This window comes from Halomonas sp. R57-5 (assembly GCF_900070345.1).
In the GTDB taxonomy this organism is placed as follows: Bacteria; Pseudomonadota; Gammaproteobacteria; order Pseudomonadales; family Halomonadaceae; genus Vreelandella; species Vreelandella ventosae_B.
Genome location: NZ_LN813019.1, coordinates 708,139 through 726,026, shown reverse-complemented (window position 1 = coordinate 726,026; position 17,888 = coordinate 708,139). Strand labels below are relative to the sequence as shown.

General features: G+C 54.9%; 16 protein-coding genes. 8 read left to right on the top strand and 8 right to left on the bottom strand.

What is annotated here, in order from left to right:
* Positions 1 to 4: 4 nt before the first annotated feature.
* Positions 5 to 1,330, bottom strand: a complete 1,326-nt coding sequence (locus HALO_RS03280) for an isochorismate synthase (RefSeq protein WP_050713030.1) — start codon at positions 1,328 to 1,330, stop codon at positions 5 to 7.
* A gap of 226 nt (positions 1,331 to 1,556) precedes the next feature.
* Here HALO_RS03280 and HALO_RS03275 point away from each other — a divergent pair, with 226 nt between their 5' ends.
* Positions 1,557 to 2,483: a 1,4-dihydroxy-2-naphthoate polyprenyltransferase gene (locus HALO_RS03275; protein WP_050713029.1), complete on the top strand. Its 927-nt coding sequence runs from the start codon at positions 1,557 to 1,559 to the stop codon at positions 2,481 to 2,483.
* A gap of 224 nt (positions 2,484 to 2,707) precedes the next feature.
* Positions 2,708 to 4,303, top strand: a complete 1,596-nt coding sequence (locus HALO_RS03270) for a hypothetical protein (RefSeq protein WP_035581019.1) — start codon at positions 2,708 to 2,710, stop codon at positions 4,301 to 4,303.
* 68 nt (positions 4,304 to 4,371) lie between these two features.
* Here the strand turns inward: HALO_RS03270 and HALO_RS03265 are convergent, their stop codons facing one another.
* On the bottom strand, positions 4,372 to 4,674 hold the full coding sequence (locus HALO_RS03265; protein ID WP_022521683.1) for an antibiotic biosynthesis monooxygenase family protein: 303 nt from the start codon (positions 4,672 to 4,674) through the stop codon (positions 4,372 to 4,374).
* Positions 4,675 to 4,824: 150 nt separating this feature from the next.
* On the opposite strand from HALO_RS03265, the gene HALO_RS03260 reads away from it, so the two are divergent.
* On the top strand, positions 4,825 to 6,405 hold the full coding sequence (locus HALO_RS03260; RefSeq protein WP_050713028.1) for a cryptochrome/deoxyribodipyrimidine photo-lyase family protein: 1,581 nt from the start codon (positions 4,825 to 4,827) through the stop codon (positions 6,403 to 6,405).
* A 208-nt stretch (positions 6,406 to 6,613) separates the two neighbouring features.
* Here HALO_RS03260 and HALO_RS03255 read toward each other — a convergent pair whose 3' ends face one another.
* The 6 genes from HALO_RS03255 to HALO_RS03235 form a co-directional block, all read right to left on the bottom strand.
* Positions 6,614 to 7,210 (bottom strand): hypothetical protein, encoded by a 597-nt coding sequence (locus HALO_RS03255; RefSeq protein ID WP_035581025.1) that lies wholly within the window; start codon positions 7,208 to 7,210, stop codon positions 6,614 to 6,616.
* 85 nt (positions 7,211 to 7,295) lie between these two features.
* Positions 7,296 to 7,880: a hypothetical protein gene (locus HALO_RS03250; protein ID WP_035581027.1), complete on the bottom strand. Its 585-nt coding sequence runs from the start codon at positions 7,878 to 7,880 to the stop codon at positions 7,296 to 7,298.
* A 94-nt stretch (positions 7,881 to 7,974) separates the two neighbouring features.
* On the bottom strand, positions 7,975 to 8,205 hold the full coding sequence (locus tag HALO_RS23030) for a hypothetical protein (RefSeq protein WP_152561136.1): 231 nt from the start codon (positions 8,203 to 8,205) through the stop codon (positions 7,975 to 7,977).
* Between the two features lie 371 nt (positions 8,206 to 8,576).
* Positions 8,577 to 9,848, bottom strand: coding sequence for a 4-aminobutyrate--2-oxoglutarate transaminase (gene gabT, locus HALO_RS03245; protein ID WP_035581030.1), 1,272 nt, complete (start codon positions 9,846 to 9,848; stop codon positions 8,577 to 8,579).
* A gap of 11 nt (positions 9,849 to 9,859) precedes the next feature.
* Positions 9,860 to 11,311, bottom strand: a complete 1,452-nt coding sequence (locus tag HALO_RS03240) for an NAD-dependent succinate-semialdehyde dehydrogenase (RefSeq protein ID WP_035581033.1) — start codon at positions 11,309 to 11,311, stop codon at positions 9,860 to 9,862.
* A 29-nt stretch (positions 11,312 to 11,340) separates the two neighbouring features.
* Positions 11,341 to 12,756: an APC family permease gene (locus tag HALO_RS03235; RefSeq protein WP_050713027.1), complete on the bottom strand. Its 1,416-nt coding sequence runs from the start codon at positions 12,754 to 12,756 to the stop codon at positions 11,341 to 11,343.
* A 265-nt stretch (positions 12,757 to 13,021) separates the two neighbouring features.
* Here HALO_RS03235 and HALO_RS03230 point away from each other — a divergent pair, with 265 nt between their 5' ends.
* From HALO_RS03230 to HALO_RS03210, 5 genes are all read left to right on the top strand, one after another.
* Positions 13,022 to 14,440 (top strand): aminotransferase-like domain-containing protein, encoded by a 1,419-nt coding sequence (locus tag HALO_RS03230; RefSeq protein WP_050713026.1) that lies wholly within the window; start codon positions 13,022 to 13,024, stop codon positions 14,438 to 14,440.
* A gap of 120 nt (positions 14,441 to 14,560) precedes the next feature.
* Positions 14,561 to 15,265, top strand: coding sequence for a transglycosylase SLT domain-containing protein (locus HALO_RS03225; protein ID WP_197671975.1), 705 nt, complete (start codon positions 14,561 to 14,563; stop codon positions 15,263 to 15,265).
* A 31-nt stretch (positions 15,266 to 15,296) separates the two neighbouring features.
* The gene (locus HALO_RS03220; RefSeq protein ID WP_035581042.1) at positions 15,297 to 16,037 is read left to right on the top strand and encodes a sulfite exporter TauE/SafE family protein; all 741 of its coding nucleotides are present in this window, start codon (positions 15,297 to 15,299) and stop codon (positions 16,035 to 16,037) included.
* A gap of 69 nt (positions 16,038 to 16,106) precedes the next feature.
* Entirely contained in the window at positions 16,107 to 17,294 is a 1,188-nt protein-coding gene (locus HALO_RS03215) for a M24 family metallopeptidase (protein ID WP_035581045.1), read from the top strand.
* A 137-nt stretch (positions 17,295 to 17,431) separates the two neighbouring features.
* Positions 17,432 to 17,803 carry a hypothetical protein gene (locus HALO_RS03210; RefSeq protein WP_035581049.1) on the top strand — a complete coding sequence of 124 codons (372 nt, stop codon included), beginning with the start codon at positions 17,432 to 17,434 and terminating at the stop codon, positions 17,801 to 17,803.
* Positions 17,804 to 17,888: the final 85 nt, after the last annotated feature.

The following is a 17,888-nucleotide window of genomic DNA, read 5'->3' as shown; positions in this document are numbered from 1 at the left end:
TGTGTTATCCCAYCCCTAGCAGCGACATAATATCGGCTATTTTGGTATCCAGCTCGCGCCACTCTTCGTCCGCCTGGGAGCCCGCCACAATGCCGGCACCGGCATAAAGCCGGATCATTTCTGAATCGATATAGGCGCAACGAATGGTCACGGCGAGGTCGCTACTGGCATGGCTGATTCGACCAAACACCCCCGAGTACCAGCCGCGTTGATGGCGCTCATGCTGTCGAATAAACGCCAGCGCCGACTCGCGGGGAACGCCGCCCMCCGCCGGGGTCGGTGGCAGTGAGGAAAGCAAAGACTGGTCGGTGACGCTGTGGTGTAACTCGGCACGAATCAGACGGCGAATATGCTGCAAAGAGCGCAACTTAATAATATGCGCCTCGCCCATTTGGACTTGTGAAGAAAGCGGCTCAAGCTGGGTCAAAAGCTGCTGATATACACACTGGTTTTCTAAGCTGTTTTTCTTATCGGTAAGCAGTTCATCGGCAAGCGCTTGATCTTGCTGGGCATCCCGCCCACGGCGTGTGGTGCCCGCCAGTGCTTCTGTCGTTAAATGAATACCTTCACGCTTATAGAGTTGCTCCGGCGGGCAGCCGATAAACGCCTCATGGGGTGTCAACTGGATGCCAAAGTGAAAACAGTCAGCGGTACCGGCCTGCCAGCGTGACAGTAGTGCCCAAGGGTTAGGCGTTTCAGGTGTTGTCAGGCGCGTTTCACGGGAAAGCACCACCTTGGGCGTATGCCCTAGGTGGTCGAGGTTTGTCACCTGCCCCACCCAAGCCGCCCACTCTTGTTGGCTGGGGCGGTCTTCACGCTGGTAAACCAAAGGCTGCAGGCGAGACAGCGGCTGCTCTGCTACCAGCGCGTCTAAACAGGCATAAGCCTGGGCGATTTCGGCACCGGGGGAACGGTCATCGAAACGTAGATTAAGTGATAGCGTCGCGCCACCTTGATGACGTTTAAGCTCGATACGCGGCAGCAAAAAGTGGCAGGCTGGAAAGTGCTCCCACCCCGGCGTACCAGGGTCGAAGGCCATGCCGCCAAAATAGTTGGGCTGTTGGACGCCTGCTTCAGCCAGCGCAGCAAGGTCCGCCTGCAGCGCCGCTAACGAATCAAACGCCTTAATCGCCCCCAACACCGCACACTCAACGGCGTTCGTATCACGCGCCTTCCAATAGAGGCGGGGATAAACGCTCTGCACGTTTAGCCACCCCATCAGGTTATCCACCTGACAGGGAGTGCTTAGGCGCATAAACCCTTTTTTAGCGCTATCACTAAGTGTATCAAGCTGATGCTTGAGGGCTTCAATAGGGTGTGTGGAGTGCATATTTCGCCTTTTAGGCAAGCGTGACTAGCGATGCATATTTGCATTGTCTAAATAAGTCACCAAACATCGCGTAAACTCTTGGTGTGGTGCTCCTCCAGTGTGGGGCAAGGCGACACGATTTGCTTTGACTTAAGTCTACTTTTTAACAGTTAATCATACATTGCCGAATGTTTGATAATTGCCACGCCAGCCAATGTTTAAACGAAAATCGAGGAATATCGTCATAATGGAACGACTCGCTAAGCGCCGCCACTACCAAGCCTGGTTGCTAGCCGCTCGCCCCCGAACACTTCCACTGGCGTGCGCTTCTATACTCTTGGGTACTGGGCTGGCGGCTAGCGTGGACGCCTTTAATGGCGCGGTGCTTTTGCTTGCCCTGCTGACGGCCATTGCGCTACAGGTACTCTCTAATCTAGCCAATGACTATGGCGACGCGGCTTCCGGCGCCGATGACCAATCACGCATTGGGCCGGTTCGGGCAGTCTCTTCTGGCTTGCTGACGCCACAGGCAATGCGCGCCGGGATGGTTATTACGGCAATCGTAGCAGCGCTGTTAGGGCTGTTATTGCTGGTGACCGCCTTTGGCAACCAGTGGGGACAGATTGTCACTTTCCTGCTGCTAGGTGCCGCCTCTTTATTGGCAGCCGTGACCTATACCGTTGGCCTGGGTGGAACGCCCTATGGCTATCGTGGATTGGGCGATATTGCCGTCTTCATATTTTTCGGCCTGTTAGGCGTTCTAGGCACCTATTACCTGCATACCCACCAGCTAAGCTGGCTGCCGTTACTACCCGCCGCCGCATGCGGGCTGTTAGCAACCGCCGTGCTCAATGTGAATAACGTGCGCGATATCGAAAGCGATGCACGCAATGGCAAAATCACCCTGGCAGTTCGGCTTGGCCGCGCCAACGCGATTAACTACCACTGGGCGCTGCTGGGTGTTGCGCTACTACTGACGCTAACTTACCTAGTCGTGCTGCCTGTACCGCTGGTGGGGTGGRGCTGCCTGCTGGTGGCCAAGCCACTGACCGATGCCGCCAGAACACTACGCCATACCCATGATGGTGGGATGCTGACCGGCATGTTGAAGAAAACCGCTATTTCGACGCTGCTCTACAGTGTGCTGCTGTCGATTGGCTTGGCACTGTTTTAAGTTTTACCGACCTTAGTTAGCACTTAACAGCCGCCCAGCTCAAAACAGATCCACACTCTGGCGGTCATGAAATCCGGTGCAGGGAAAATCCCAACTTACTTAGGTAAACTAAGCCGCTCTAAATACGCCAGCCGAACGAGTGTCTGCCTCTGTTGCCAACTCTTCGGCACTAACTTTTGCAACACTCGTTGACAATATGCCTTCCATATCAAGGATGATGAAATATGACGTCTGACATTGCTACACAGCTCTCTTTCACTAAATTTAAGCAAGACCTTATAAAAAAAGACAAACGTAGATTGCTGAGCTGGGCCAACTGTGAACTTTATGTTGCCTTTTATCGCAACGCATCAGGCCAGGATCTGCCAGGGTTAATTCAGGTTGATTCTCAGCAGCGCTACGTCGCTTCCAGCAGTCAAGATACTTTAAAAAAGGCGATGACCAACATAAAACTTGAAGATGACAGCGAAATAGTAATCAAGACGCTGTCCCTTGCCGAGCTGGCTCGCAACGCCCATTTTTATCACTTGAGCATACACCTCATTGATCAAGATGATGGTCTGGCTATTGGGGGAGTCTTAATGCAGCTCCTTGGCATAACGGCTATCTTGGAAGATGCTGGGGGCAAGGAAGTCATCTACGAGGCCGATGTATTCTCTTTCGAGCCTGAGGGTAACGCTGAAACCCTGCCCTACGGCGCTGTTCAGTATTGGCGCGATATCGCACTTGAGTACACCCCTGACCGCGAGCCGAGCGAGATAAATTCGCTATACGTATTTGATGACCAACTCGATTGGGACAACCCACTCTTTCCAGAACTACCCGATAATGCGAAGGCTCTAAGCAAGCTATCCTCCAGCGCTAAGGCCTTTTTCGAGCATATGAGGGTGCCACCGCTCACGAGCTGGGAAGAAAAGTCTGCGACGCCAGACGTGCCAGAACCTTCCTATCAGAACAGCCTGCTGGGGGTCAGTAAGCTCAGCACCTTCAATGTGCTGCGCGCCATGGTCGATCAAGATATCGTGCCAGTTGCCGACGATATTGCTCTAACAATCACCAAAGACTCAGCGCATGATGACGAGCCCGCCGACAGCGCCGAGCGCTGGGAAGTAAAGATCAGTTTCACCACGCCCATGGGATTTAATGCCGTCTTCGATCCGGACTGGATCGAAGCTTCTCTATGCAAAGCCAATACGGAACTACCCGATACCACAGGTACCCACCTCGCCAGCGAGAAACTACGCGAGCGTATCGTCAATCATCTTGCCTGGAACTTCTTTCAGCATGGTCGCAGCTTCGTAAAGACTCTCTTTAGTACGGATCTCCAAGGGTTACTACCTGGCTTCATTATCAACAGCTATGGGCCTTTTCAGCCTGATTACACGGATGAACGGTTTCCCTGTTTGGCACGCTTTAAGTGCGGCGAAAACGGAGTGCCAGTGCTTTTACTGGGGCCGAATGAAGGCAACTACGTCTGTATGCCGTTGGCGTTCGAAGAGATACCCGAATCAGATGTCTCCCCACTGATTCCTCGCCGCAGTGAACTGATCAGCATAGAGTCAAAGAGTATGCCGCTTGCAGAGCGCTATGAGAGGTTGGTGATTCCCGCCTCTCTTATCGACTTCCCCGGCCATTGGTATCAAGGGATAAGGGTCAGTAATCGATATCTCAAAACCAAGTTCATCTTCGGCATGCACTTAAACTCTCTGATAAACGAAATGGGAAAAGATAGAGCAACCACCGCAGGCAACTCGCTCAAGTGGGTTGTAGCGGGCTGTGCGGCGGCGCTAATTGGTGTGACGGTAGTGATGAACTTATAACGCTTTGTCGCCTGGATAACACGTGCATCACTTGCTTGTTGTCCAGCGCAAACGTTATTGGCTATGGCTTACAGCACCACCTCATAACCTTCAAACTTAGGCGGGCCAAGATAAATACCTTCAGGTGACTTGGCATTGGCATGGGCCTTCCGGAACGCGTCTGACTTAGTCCAGGCGCGGAAGGCTTCTTCCGATTCCCACACGCTGTGGGAGATAAACACGGTGTGATCTTCCTGGCTTTCACCCTGCAGCATCTTGAACTGTTTGAAGCCCGGCACTTCATCCAGATGAGAGTCGCGGTTACGCCACACCTCTAAAAAATCCTCTTCACGGCCTGGGGCAATCCGAAAACGGTTCATAGCGATATACATCATTACTCTCCTACGGGTTTGTTCCTGCAGAGTTGATCCTGCTGGGTTGGCTCTGTTGGGTTGATTTGGCAAACGGTAGCTTGATGGTAACGTCACATTTCAGTGGCGAATAGACTTAGCGGCGAATAGCCCTCAACCGCAAGGTACGGCATGGCTAAGGCACCTATCCAGGTTGTTTGGTTCAAACGCGATTTACGTATTCATGATCATGTGCCGCTTGCCAGCGCCGCCATGGCTGGCCCAGTGTTGCCCGTCTTTGCGATTGAACCCGGCCAGTGGCAAGCGCCGGATAGTGCCCTGCGCCACTGGCAGTTTGCCGCTGACTCACTTGTCGATCTTTCTCACGCTCTGGAGACACTTGGCCTACCGCTGTGTATTTGGCAGGGCGATATTATCGATTTGCTTGATGCCCTGAAAACCCATTACGGCGAGTTTGCTCTTCACTCTCATGAAGAGACCGGCAACGCCTGGAGCTTTGCCCGTGATAAAAGCGTCAAGGCATGGTGCCAACAGCACGGCGCGCCATGGCATGAAGCACGCCAGCACGGCGTAATACGCGGCCTAAAATCCCGGGTGGCAGAGCGCGATGCATGGGAAAAACAGTGGGAAGCGTTAATGACCGCTCCTMCCTTCTCAGCCCCGCAAAACGCTCGAGCGGCCGAGGGCTGGCAAGCTTTTCATCATATTGATATTGAGCAGCTTCATAAATTAACGCTAGGGTTTGATACCACGCCCTGCCCGGAGCGCCAGCCTGGTGGCCGCAGCGAAGGCCGCGCAGTGTGGCGCAGCTTTGTAAGCCAGCGCGGGCGGCGCTATCGCGGCTCACTGTCTAAACCACTACTGGCCTGGGAGTTTGGCTCGCGGCTTTCGCCCCATTTGTCTTGGGGCACGCTCTCCATGCGCGAAGTGGTGCAGTCGCTGCGCCGTCAACGAAAAAAGCATGCTGAAGACGCCGCTTGGTCGCGCTCGCTGCGCGCCTTCGCCTCCCGGCTTCACTGGCACTGCCACTTTATTCAAAAGCTCGAAAGTGAGCCGAGCATTGAGTCACAAACCCTCCACCCGGCGTTGCGCGGCCTGCGGGAGCGCGACCCTGAACMCCCCAATCTGATCGCCTGGAAGCGTGGCCAAACCGGCGTGCCGTTAGTGGATGCCTGTATGCGCAGCCTGATCGCCACCGGTTGGATCAACTTTCGTATGCGCGCGATGCTGATTTCCTACGCCACTTTTGGCCTTGGGCTGCACTGGGTTGAGCCAGCATTGCATTTGGCGCGGTTGTTTACCGATTTTGAGCCCGGTATTCACTACCCTCAGGTGCAGATGCAGGCAGGCGCCACGGGCACCAACGCGCTGCGAGTGTATAACCCCATCAAACAGGCGGAAGATAACGACCCAGATGGTGAGTTTGTCGCCCGCTGGGTGCCGGAATTAACCGCCCTGCCGTTAGAGKGGCGCGCCAAGCCGTGGGCACTACCCGAAAGCCTACGCCAGCGGTTCGGCTTTCAGCCCGGCGAACACTATCCACTGCCCAACGACTTTGAGGCAGAAGCACGGCACTGGAAGAAGACGCTTTATGAGTTGCGTCGCACGCCAGAGGCCCGAGACGCCAGCCAAGCGATTGTGGATAGGCTCGCCAGCCAGAGACGGCCACCCGCTCAGCGCGCTAAAAAAGCAAAGCCCGCTAACCGGCAGCAGCTTTCGCTGTTTGRTGAGGGAGGGTTGGAGGATGGGTAGCTGTTACGCTTAGCTATCATACAGCTCATGATGCCACTCAGCGCCGCACGTACTCTAATTGACGGTGCCAATACCGGCACACGCCGCAGAAATGTGCCTACTCTGTTGACAGGAAAGTGCCTAACGCCTAGCCTCAGTTGCCGATTTGGAGACGCACCTCGCCGGAAAAGCGGTTCGCTGCAGCCGCTGGTTATGCCCAGGTTTTGGATTATTTTAAAGTGGGGTTCACCTGCTCGATAACTTTCAAGTCAAAGTTATATGTAAGCAATATGGTTTTTCCAACGACCAGAATAGTTTTACTTTTCTCGATAAATTCTTGGGAGATATTTCCTTGATAGTGTTCTTCCAAAAACAAAAGGAACCCCTCAACCAACTCCGTATATTTATCCTCCGATAGTCCTTTCTGGATCAGCAACTTGAAACTAAATCCATTTCCGGCTTCTGCATGAATAGCGAAGTAAAGAGAATACGGCTGATCTTTCGAGACCTTGCCTTTGCTACCAAACGCGTACACCTGTGGCGCTGACGGCCCAATGGCCTTTTGCCATAATTTTTTAAGCCCTGCCTTCAGCAAGTTGTAATGGTCTTTACCCATCTCACCAAGGAAAGCAGTGAAATACGCCTGTCCAATGAATACTGCAAGGGCCGTTGGGTAGAACCACTCTGGAATAGCATAAACGCCACCAGACGGCCGTTGATGTATCGCCACTGCCAAATGCTCTGTTTCGACTTGTTCTCTAAACTCTGTTATCACTTCTGCGGGGACTTCATCAGTATACATAACAGCTATATGCGGCGTTTCCATTTTTCCATCTCACTATGCATAACACCGTAAACAGCGGCGAGCGCTAGCGAGTCCGGCGGCGACAGCCGCGAACTGCTTTACTTTGTTAGCTGTTTTCGGTGGATACGATGGTGTAAGTAATGCCTCGACTATTAAACTCGCTTTGAATCCAGTGTGTAAGTTTGAGCATTAGAATGACAAAAACTAACGCAAACTTTACTCGGTTGTCGGAATTTTCCCATGTATAAGTTATCTCCTTGGGGTTTCCATTTTCATCTTTACCACCTACAAACACGTGAAAAGTTTCGCATTTCTGCACCTTTGCAGATTCAACCACATCATCGACTCTATTTTTTAGCGATTCGATCTGTGACTTCTCAAGCTGGTAGCCCTTACGATGTGAGAATTTATTTCGAATATCGTTTACCTTATCGAGAACGGTGAAAAGCTCTTCGCTAATGCCAAGGTTTCTCGATACTACCAGCTTTGTTTTAAAAGAAACGAAGATACCGGCATATAGGTCTTCTGTGTTAGTCACTTTGCTAGACCATAGGTTTAAAACTTCCTCTAGTATTAGGTGCCCCCTTAGAATACAGGTCGCTTCATCAGGGATGCTTATCATTGCTAAATAGTCGTTATGGTCAAAAATCCTATTGAAATCACCTCCTACAGCTACGTGCCTATGATCCATATTCGAATTTCCTTTTACAGCTAACGCTTTGGTTAAGGGACAGGCTTTAGCCTGCCACAGTGAGCGGAGCGAACGATTTGAAACACTCGTTAGACTATGGGTGATCCGAACAACACCCCTCACCATCTAAGGTACCCGCTGGATATGTTGGTAAGAATTCTTCACCATCGAATTCAATCCAATAGTCATCACAGCAGGGACATTCTTCTCTTCCATCTTTGAAGGCGTGATCGCTGCAATAAACTTCGCCATCTCCAAGAATGCTGTGGTTGTAATTTACAAGGATGTGGGTTGCCTCGATTGAGCAGCGGATGCATTCGGTCATGATTTTCTCCTTAGTTTTGGAACTACGGAACAATTTATCTAACAGGCATTAGGTAGCGCTTTCTATCATTGAATGGAGGATTTGGCATGATTGTCCGAACAATGCAGCCTGCCAAACTCTTCCAAACCTATGATTTTTCCAGGCTGCATATCCAAAACTCGCGCTTCTGCTGCATTTGCCAGCACCTCCACATTGGAAGGCCATCTGTCTTGCTATTTTTCTCATCCACCCTACCAAATCCAGCTTAGCACAGGGCGCTTAGTGCGACTGACTATCTCAGCTTTGGGCTTTCAACGCACAAAAAACCCGCCCATCGCCAACAGCTTTCGCTGTTTGACGATGGCGGGCTTGTTGGCTCTTAAAGCTGAGTATTAGCTAAGCGCCTCCAAGGACTGTTCGATAATGCTCAAGCCCTCTTCCAATACCGCAGAAGAAACCGTCAGCGGCACCAAAATCCGAATGCTGTTGCCGTAGAAGCCGCAGGAAAGCAGGATCAGGCCTTTCTCGCGGGCTTTGGCACAGAGCGCACCGGTGAGCGTTGTATCGGGGTTTCCTTCGCTATCGAGCAATTCGAACGCCGCCATGGCGCCTAGTTGGCGGCCGTGGGCCACGGCGGGGAAACGCTCTTCCCATACCGCGAAACGCTCGGCCAGCATCTTGCCCATCTGCTCGCTGCGCTCAAGAATATTCTCCTCTTCGATCACCTCGATCACCGCCAGCGCCGCTGCACAAGAGAGCGGGTTGCCGCTGTAGGTGCCGCCTAGCGAGTTGGGGCCGGAGGCATCCATTACCTTGGCGCTACCAACAACGGCCGAGAGCGGCATTCCGTTGGCCAGGCTCTTGGCTGTAGTCAGAATATCCGCTTCGATACCGCTATGTTCCAGGGCAAACAGCTTGCCGGTGCGTGCAAAGCCGGACTGCACTTCATCAGCGATCAGCAGAATGCCGTGTTCGTCACACAGGGCGCGCAGCGCTTTAAGGTAATCCGGTGACGCAATATAGAAGCCGCCTTCACCTTGAACCGGCTCAATCACGATGGCCGCCGTGCGGTGCGGGGCGATATCGGTCTTGAACAGCGTGCGGATGGCTTCAAGGGACGCCTCTTCGCTGATGCCGTGCAGCGGGTTGGGGAACGGTGCGCGGAACACATCGCCCGGCATCGGGCCGAAGTCGTTCTTGTAGGGTAGCACCTTGCCGGTCATCGCCAGAGTCATCATGGTACGGCCGTGGAAGGCACCGTCGAAGGTGATGATGCCGGTGCGGCCAGTGGCAGCGCGGGCAATCTTCACGGCATTTTCCAGCGCTTCGGCACCGGTGTTGACCAGCATCGCCTTACGCTCGGGGCCGCGCACCGGGCTCAATTCACACAGCTTTTGACACAGCTGCACGTAGGGAGCGTAGGAGATTACCGCGGCGCTGGTGTGCATAACTTTCTTAAGCTGCGCTTCAACCGCGGCGACAATTTTCGGGTGGCGATGGCCCAGATTCAGCACGCCGATACCGCCCGCGAAGTCGATCCAGCGGTTGCCGTCGGCGTCCCACAGCTCGGCGTTTTCAGCGCGCTCGGCAAACTGGGTGGTTGGCGTGGCGGCCCCGTTGGCCACATAGCGGTTTTTCAGATCATTTAATTCTTGGTTAGTCATCATCGTTCTCTTTAAAGGCCGCCAACGCAGACGTATTTCAGTTCAGTAAACTCATCGAGACCGTGGTGTGAGCCTTCACGTCCCAGCCCGGACTCTTTTACGCCGCCAAACGGCGCCAGCTCGGTGGAGATCAACCCTTCATTAACGCCGACCATGCCGTACTCCAACTGCTCCATGGTGTGCCAGATGCGGCGGTAGTCAGTGGAGTAGAAGTAGGCCGCCAAACCAAACGGCGTATCGTTGGCCATGGCGATAGCTTCTTCATCGCGCTGGAAGCGGAACACCGGCGCGACCGGGCCAAAGGTCTCTTCATCAGCCACCGCCATTTTAGTGGTGACGTCCGCCAGCACCGTGGGAGTGAAGAAGCGCTCGCCCGCTGCATGGGGTTTGCCACCGCAGAGCAGCCGCGCGCCTTGGTTCAACGCGTCATCGACATGGCGCTTAACCTTGTCCACCGCCGCTTGATTGATCAGCGGGCCGATGATGCTGCCTTCCGCCAGGCCGTCACCTACGTTTAGCGCGCTCACTCGCTCGGTCAGCTTGCTAACGAACGCGTCGTAAATGCCGTCCTGAACCAAAAAGCGGTTGGTGCAAACACAGGTTTGCCCGGCGTTACGGAATTTGGAGGCAATGGCGCCATCAACAGCGGCATCTACATCGGCGTCGTCAAAAACGATAAACGGCGCGTTGCCACCCAGCTCCATGGCGGTTTTCTTCACCGTGCTAGCGCACTGGGCAAGTAAGTGCTTACCCACCGGAGTAGATCCGGTAAACGAGACTTTACGCACCCGCGGATCAGTAGTAAGCACTTCACCTACCGCTGCCGGTGCTGACGCGGTAATAACGTTAATGGTGCCCGCAGGCAGACCCGCCTCCAGCGCCAGGTAAGCAGCGGCTAGCGCCGTTAACGGCGTAGCTTCTGCGGGTTTGATAACCACGGTGCAGCCAGCGGCCAGGGCCGGGGCGCACTTACGAGTAATCATCGCTAGCGGGAAGTTCCACGGGGTAATCGCCGCCACCACACCGATCGGCTCGCGCAGTACCAGCAGGCGCTTATCCGCGCCGTGGCTGGGCAGGGTTTCCCCTGCCATGCGCTTGGCCTCTTCGGCGAAAAACTCAATAAACGACGCACCGTAGATCACTTCGCCTTTGGCTTCTGCCAACGGCTTGCCCTGCTCCAAGGTCATTAGGCGGGCCAAGTCGTCGGCGTGCTCAATGACCAGGTCAAACCAGCGGCGCATCAGCGCAGAGCGCTGCTTGACTGGCGTGGCTCGCCAGGCAGCACCGGCGTTGTAGGCCGCAGCCACGGCGTCACGGGTATCGTCGGCGTCCATATCGGCCACCCGGGCAATCGTTTCACCGGTGGCGGGGTTATCTACCGCAAAGCTCTGCTTGCCTGTACGCCATTCAGTGCCAATCAGGGCAGGGACGCCGTCGTGCAACCACTGTTCGATAAAGCTCATAAGAGGCTCCTTAAGTCTCGGTGGACAACTTACAGGTCAACTTTCATATGACGGTCGCTGTAATCACGGCCATAAGTGCGCAGTGCGTGAACATATAACGCGAGGCCTAATACGGCCCAGCCGGCAAAGATGGTCCATTCAGCGCCGCTAAGTGCCGCGGGGCTACCGGGCAGGTAGAGGCACGCCATTGCGAAAGAGAGAATGATCGCCAGAGTGCCGCACAACTTACCGTTGCTAACCTTGAACGGGCGCGGCATGTCTGGCTCGCGCACCCGCAGCACCACAAAGGAGATCGCCACAAACAGGTAGGCCAACACGATGCCTAAACCACCGGCGTTAACGATCCACACCAGTGCAGGGCGGCCAAAGAAAGGCGCCAGACAGGAGAGAAAGCCCATCATAAAGATGGCGTTAGTGGGCGTTTTGTAGCGTGGGTGCAGCTTGGCAAAGGGGGCTGGCAGCATGCCTGCCTTAGCGAGGGCATAAATCGCCCGGGAGCCGCCAATATAGAAGGCGTTCCAGCTAGTGATAATGCCCGCAATACCCGCCATGACCATTAGGTTACTGGCCCACGAGGCGTTAAACAGGCTGCCCATGGCATCCGGCACGCTAAGCGAGCTTGCCGCTAACTCATCGCTATTCAGCGCAAGACTGGTGGCCAGAATAATCAGCGCGTACCACACCACCGCCAGAATGACCGACATCATCAGCACTTTGCCGATGGCTTTATAGGGCAGGTTGATCTCTTCTGCCGCCTGGGGAATAACGTCAAAGCCCACAAACAGGAACGGCACCATCACCAGTACCGCCACAATACCTGCGAACACGCCGCTATCGGCCTGGGTGAAGAGCGGCATCATATTGATGGTTTCGCCTTCAAATAGCGAACCAGTGACAAACATCACCCCCACCAGCAGAATCAACCCGGTGACGACCTTCTGTAGCAGCGCAGCAGTGGTCACGCCGAAGTAGTTGATCACCATCATGGCCAGCGAGCCGCCTACGCCAACCGCTACCCAAGTGGCTTTCACTTCCCACCCGGCAATCGTCCATAGATGACCAACGGCGTAGTTAGGCGCCAGGTGCTCGATCACCGTGGGCAAGGCAACGGCTTCAAAGGCCACCACGCTCAAGTAGCCCAAAATAATCGCCCAGGTGCATAAGAAGGAGGGCAAGTGACCTAAAGCGCGGTAGCTGTAAACGTGCTCGCCACCCACTTTGGGCATCGCAGCGGCAAGCTCTGCATAGGTAAGCCCAACMAAGACAATCGCTAAGCCGCCGATAATAAACGCTATAATGGCGCCTAGACTACCGGCGGATTGAATCGCGGTACCGGTGAGTACAATCCAGCCCCAGCCGATCATCGCGCCGAAAGCCAGCGCTAGTACATCGCCACGGGCCAGTACCCGGACGAGCCCTTCCTGTTCTGATGAGGGTGTAGTCATTGTAAATGTCCTGCGAGTTATTGGATGTTGTCGTAGGCGCTCAGGGGCGCAGTATCCTGGTCCTGTTTTAGCGGCCTCGCTTTTTAAACGGGCTTGTTAAACAGAATAGCAACACGCTAGCAGGCGGGAGCGAAAACGCGAATGCACCACTTTTGCGTTCGACTAGACCACTTTTTAGACGCACCGAAAGGGTGCAATATTTTCATACTGCTTTCGTCTAAGAGCCCGCTGCTAGCGGGTTAAGCGGGATTAAGGAGGCATCCAGATGGATCGAAAGGAGGTCGTGCACCAACTTGTACAACTTTATGCACTCCAACCGGAGCGGTTGAGTAAGCAGGTGCGTATTGAGCAGGCCTTGCGACAAGCCATTACCCAGCAGTGGCCTTCCGGACTGCGGCTCCCCTCTCACCGCCAGTTGGCGGATGCCCTCGGTGTTGCCCGTCAAACCCTGGCGCTGGCGATTCATACCCTGCTCGAAGAAGCACTGCTTAAAACCGCCCATGGCCAAGGCACCTGGACGTGCCGTCCTATTACGCCAAGCCCTCCCCTGCGTGGCAATGCACAGCTCTCCTCTCGCGCCCAACGGGTGCTGGATGGCCCCGGCGCGAGCATGATTCAAAGCGGTGCCTTCGTACCGGGTATTCCCGATATCGCCCAGTTCCCGATGCGTAAATGGCGGCAGCTCTATGCCAGCGTTACCGTGCCACAAAACGCCCTGCTGCTCTCCTATTCCACCGGTGGCTACGGGCCGTTAAAGCGTGCGATACGCGATTTTTTGGCACGCTGGCGCAATATTAACTGCGACACTGAGCAGATCATCATCACCGATGGTACCCATAACGGTATTGAACTATGCGCCATGGCGCTGGCCGATGTGGGCGACACCGTGGCCATGGAGTCGCCCTGCTACTGGGGGGCGCGCAACGTATTTACCGCTGTAGGGTTGGAAATCGAACCGGTAGCGTGGCACCCCGACCAGGGGCATTCGCTGCCTTCATATCATGGTCCAGTCAAACTGGCCTACCTGACCGGCTCGCACCACTACCCTCTCAGCGTGCCCACCAGCGCGATGGATAAACAGCGCTTATGCGACGCCTTAGCGCCCACTTATATTGTCGAGGATGATTACGAGTTCAACCGCGACGACCACGCTAACCTGCTCTTCGACCCAAACTCCGAGCGCCACTTGCTGGTGGGCTCGTTTTCCAAGATGATGTTTCCTGGGCTGCGCTTAGGCTATCTAGTCGTCCCCCMCCATTTAGCCGGGCCGATGAACCGTCTGCGCAGTGAGCTTTTCCGCGAAGGGCGCATGCTGGATCAAGCCGTACTGGCGCAGTTTATTTTTGATGGCGATTTGGATGCCTGGTGTCGACGCATTCAACGCGATTACTTAGGTCGCCAGCAGGTGATGCATGGCCAGCTAAGCTCGCTGCCCCAGGTGCGCAGCGTCTCGCCGCCGAGCAGCGCCATTAGCCTATGCGTGGAGTTTGAGTCGCCTATCAACGACGTACAGATTGCTCACACGCTGTTAAAAGAGCATTTGATTGTCCGCCCACTGAGCCCGGTCTGCGCGAAGGGTGACTCACGTTCGGGGCTCGTGATGGGCGTTGGCATGCTCTCGGGTGAAACCTTGGTGCGTGAGGCACAGCGGCTACGTCGCTGCCTGGAGGCACTGCTGCGATAGGCGTGAGGGGGGGTTGCGTCACCTCTTTTGTTCAATAATAAAACTCACAGCTTATCCACAGGCTATCAATAACTTATTCATAGGCTCTTGTTTAGAAGGGCTTATCCACAAGGACATTTTATGCGTCACCCTGTTGATGGTTTTACTGCTGCTTTAACCGCTAGCCCCTCACCTCTCATCTCGTCGTCTGTCGCTAAGCTACGCCTGTGGGTAACGCTGAGCTTCGTGCTCCTCCTCTCTGGCTGCGCCACCTTTGCCCCCAACCCGCCCCAGGATCAAAGCAATATCTGCGAGATATTTCGCGAGCAGCCGAGCTGGTACGACTACGCAAGGGAGTCTGAGGAAAAATGGGGCACACCCATCGCCACCCAGATGTCTTTTATTCAGCAGGAGTCATCGTTTCGCAGTCATATCCGTCCTGATCGCAAATACTATCTAGGCTTTATTCCCGGCCCCCGCCCCTCTTCTGCCAAAGGCTACGCCCAGGCCCAAGACCCGGTTTGGGAGGAGTACGAGGATCAAGCGGGCAGCCTATTTGCCCGGCGTACCCATATGAAGCACGCCACCGATTTTATTGGCTGGTACAACCGCCGCTCCCAGCAGCAGGCGGGGATATCGCTAAGCAACCCTGAGCACCTTTATTATGCTTACCACGAAGGCGCGGGCGGTTACCAACGAGGCACTTACCGTGGCAAGCCTCAGGTATTGAGTGCAGGCAGGCAAGTAGCGTCCCGCGCTAACCGCTATCAATCACAGCTCAACAGCTGTGAAGCAGAGTTTCAGTGCCGCAAGTTTTATCAGGTCTGGCCGTTTTGTCGTAGTTAAGAACGAGTAAGCAAGAGCAAGGAAGAGCGTTATGAGCTTATGGATAGGCATTGCTTTTGTTAGCGTGGTGTTTTTCACCTCGATGCTGTCGGGTGTGTTTGGCATGGCGGGCGGTTTGGTACTGCTGTGGTTTCTGCTGCTGATCTTTCCCGCAGGCACGGCGATGGCGGTACACGGCGTTATCCAGCTCACCGCGAATGGATCACGAGCATGGCTATCGCGGCGCTTTATTGTCTGGCGTATTGTCGCCTTTATGACGTTGGGTGTGCTGAGTGCCGCGGGCTTACTGCTGCTGTTTAACTACAGCCCTAATGCCGCCAGCGTATCGCTGTTGATTGGCCTAATGCCGATTCTGGTATGGATACCCAAGCGCTGGTTTCACCTGGATGCCAACCGCGCCAGTCACGCCCTTTGCTGTGGCATCGCCTCCGGTGGTTTAACCATTGCCGCGGGGGTTTCCGGGCCGCTGATTGATATTTTCTTTGTGCGCTCGCATATGGATCGCCGCCAAGTAGTGGCCACCAAGGCGATGATTCAGGTAGTGGCTCACAGTATTAAAATTATCTTTTATCTTGGCGCCGCCATGGCGCTTAGCGCGGGCGAATGGGGCATTGTGCTGCTAGCGGCGCCGTTTGCGATCTTTGGCACCCACACCGGCAACCGCATTTTACATCGCCTCACCGATGCCAACTTCCGCACCTGGACCCGCTGGATCGTGACCGGTATTGGGGTTTTCTACTTACTGCAAGGGGTATTTCTGCTCACCCGTTAGCGTTGAGGAAGAGCAAAGCGAGCTTCCGGCAGATGCCTATACTGTCCATAGCCATCAATGGAGGTCGCTATGGATTATCACCACTACCGCGAAGCCCTGGCGGAAACACTTGCTCAGAGTGAACTGCCCTTTCCCGCGGCTGAGTACGAAACGCGCTTGGCAAAGGTTCGTCAGGCCATGGCACAGCAAACGCTAGACGCGTTGCTGCTCACCGACCCCGCCGATATCAATTACCTCACCGGCTATCACACCTTTGAAGTCTCGGTGCACGCCTGCCTGGTCTGCACCCAAGAGCGGTTAGTACTGCAAGTCGCCTCGATTGAAACCGGTGCTGCAGTGGTCACCGCCCGAGTGGATGAGATCATCGGCTATCGCTGGGAAAACCTGGATGAAATCATCACCCCTTTGGCAGATCTGCTTACCCCTTGCCAAAAAATCGGTATTGATGGCTGGAGCAGCGGGCTACGCTTTGGCGTCATTGATGCGCTGATGCAGACCATTGGCCGTGAACGCTTTAGCGAAGCAGGCGCGCTAGTCGATGCCATCAGAATTGTTAAAAGCCCTGCTGAACTGGAGATGCTGCAAGAGAGCGCACGCATAACCGCCCTAGGTTTAGAGATCGCCATACAGAGCATTCGCCCCGGCATGACCGATAACGCAATTGCCGCCGCGGGTGCCAAGGCCCTTCTTGAAAATGGCAGCGAGTTTATGAGTCTGCAGCCCATTGTGACCAGCGGGCACCGCATTGGCGTGATTCACGTCAACCATAAACGGCGTGTTATCCAGGCCAATGAGCCGGTTTTCTTAGAGTTTGGCGCCGCTTATCAACGCTACACCGCCCCCATGATGCGCACCGCGGTAACAGGCGTACCAAGCCCAGCTCTCTCCGCTACCCGGGATCTATGCCGCTCAATTTTTGAAGCGCTGTGCAGCGCCATGCGGCCTGGCAACACCTTTGATGCCGCCGCCCAGGCTGCCGACGCCCTGCTCGCACCTCAGCGCGACCAGTATTTCTTCTCCGGTGTATTTGGTTACGCCGTGGGTGCGCAGTTTCCACCTAGCTGGGTGGAGGGCACCGGCTTTATCGCCAAAGGTCAGAACCGCACCTTCGAAGCCAATATGGTGTTTCACCTGCCGCTCTGCCTGCGCGTACCTGGTCAGTGGGGCGTAGGAATAAGCGACACTGTGGTGGTGACTGAAAGCGGAGCCACACCGCTGACCAATAACGACTGGCAGCTGTTTGAGGCGCGCTCATAGGATCTTGCGCCTTATAGTCACAGTATTGACAGCTCGATGGAGTAGCGCTATCGTCATCACAGATGCAAATGAGAAACACTATTTTTAGCTCTCTCATCTATATGAGGTGACGATCACTTGAGGTAAAGGTAAGCACTATGACCAGTGAGCAGCGCCAACTTCGCCAAACGTTGATATTTTTGCGCACCTCTTTTGAAGCGGTTCAGCACTCTATTGCTGGCCGCCTGGAAGACCCGCTGCCCTGCTGGATGGATACCAGCATGCTTTCCATGCTGGCGCGGGAGCTCACTCGCTGCTGCCAACAAGCCAAACCGCTGTTCGCCCCAGCCGTCACCGAACAGCTCTATATCGCCTCGCAACAGTGCGAGCTGCTACTCAAACAGTGCCCAGGGGTGCTCAGCAGCTCGATCTGCTATCGCCAACTGGGTGCCATTATGTTGCCACTCTCTAGTGCGCTCCAGCAGATCGACACTCCTGCCAAACGGCGCTGGCCTTGGCAACGACGTTAATTCCCTTTTCCACAAACAAGCGTGCGATTAAGGCCTCCAAATCGGTCTAATCGGCGTGTTCCTGCCGTTTGAAAATTCAGCCTTG

Coding starts and splice junctions, on each gene's coding strand:
- HALO_RS03270 (WP_035581019.1), top strand. CDS start 2,708: ATGACGTCTGACATTGCTACACAGCTCTCTTTCACTAAATTTAAGCAA.
- HALO_RS03250 (WP_035581027.1), bottom strand. CDS start 7,880: ATGGATCATAGGCACGTAGCTGTAGGAGGTGATTTCAATAGGATTTTT.
- HALO_RS03255 (WP_035581025.1), bottom strand. CDS start 7,210: ATGGAAACGCCGCATATAGCTGTTATGTATACTGATGAAGTCCCCGCA.
- HALO_RS03265 (WP_022521683.1), bottom strand. CDS start 4,674: ATGTATATCGCTATGAACCGTTTTCGGATTGCCCCAGGCCGTGAAGAG.
- HALO_RS03210 (WP_035581049.1), top strand. CDS start 17,432: ATGACCAGTGAGCAGCGCCAACTTCGCCAAACGTTGATATTTTTGCGC.
- HALO_RS03220 (WP_035581042.1), top strand. CDS start 15,297: ATGAGCTTATGGATAGGCATTGCTTTTGTTAGCGTGGTGTTTTTCACC.
- HALO_RS23030 (WP_152561136.1), bottom strand. CDS start 8,205: ATGACCGAATGCATCCGCTGCTCAATCGAGGCAACCCACATCCTTGTA.
- HALO_RS03225 (WP_197671975.1), top strand. CDS start 14,561: ATGCGTCACCCTGTTGATGGTTTTACTGCTGCTTTAACCGCTAGCCCC.
- gabT (WP_035581030.1), bottom strand. CDS start 9,848: ATGACTAACCAAGAATTAAATGATCTGAAAAACCGCTATGTGGCCAAC.
- HALO_RS03215 (WP_035581045.1), top strand. CDS start 16,107: ATGGATTATCACCACTACCGCGAAGCCCTGGCGGAAACACTTGCTCAG.
- HALO_RS03240 (WP_035581033.1), bottom strand. CDS start 11,311: ATGAGCTTTATCGAACAGTGGTTGCACGACGGCGTCCCTGCCCTGATT.